1 pseudogene is annotated in these 870 nt (G+C 65.2%); it reads left to right on the top strand.

Annotated features, from left to right (window positions below):
- Nucleotides 1–809: pseudogene (locus ABD154_RS17910) on the top strand (hypothetical protein); the annotation flags it as partial.
- Nucleotides 810–870: the final 61 nt, after the last annotated feature.

The raw sequence follows: 870 nt of genomic DNA, 5'->3' as shown, positions 1-870 counted from the left end.
CCCGCGTGGTGCTCAAGAAGAACTCCAAGGACTTCGTCGTCACCGGTGCCCAGTCTGGGGTAATGTACGTCAGCGGGCTGCCCGTGGAGAAGAACGTGTTTATCGGCGTCCAGCGCAAGATCAAGACTTTCGCGGCGGCGTTTGAGCTGCTGCACGGCCTGGCGGGCGAAGCGACCATCGTCACTGGGAGTAGCGCCGACCTCCATCTGCCCGACGAGTCGATTGACTATGTGTTCACCGATCCGCCGTTCGGGGGCTACATCCCCTACTCCGAAATCAACCAGCTCAACGAGCTCTGGCTCGGGCAGACCACCCGCATCAAGGACGAGGCGATCATCTCACCCGCGCAGGGCAAGGGCGTCGACGAGTACCAGGAGTTGCTGACGTCGGTGTTCACCGAGGTCAGCAGGGTCATGAAGCCGGCCGCGGACGCGACACTCGTGTTCCACTCATCCCACGCCTCGGTGTGGCAGGCGCTGACGGCGAGCCTCGCCGACGCCGGCCTGGTCGTCACCGCCGCGAGCATCCTCGACAAGACCCAGGCCAGCTTCAAGCAGGTCAACGGCCACGTGGCCGTGAGCGGCGACCCGCTGCTCCTAGTGAGGAAGCGCATGGCCGACACCGCCGCTCCGCTCACGGCAACCATGCGCGACCTGGCGCTGACCGAATTGCGGCCCTCAGGCCCACTTCCGGTGACCGCGCGCCAGGAGCAGCACCACTACTCGGAGCTTGTCGGCGCGGCCCTCGTGGGCGGAGTGCCGATCACGATGGACGCGCGGACGGTCTACCGGATGAGGGGTGCCGATTGACTGTCAAGGCGCTTCTAGATCCGGTCCGCAAGAAGCAGCTCGGCCAGTATTTCACCGACCA

The organism is Brevibacterium sanguinis (genome assembly GCF_039528855.1).
Lineage (GTDB): Bacteria > Actinomycetota > Actinomycetes > Actinomycetales > Brevibacteriaceae > Brevibacterium > Brevibacterium sanguinis.
The sequence above is the reverse complement of the archived record's forward strand: the minus strand, read 5'-3'. Positions and strand labels throughout refer to the sequence as shown.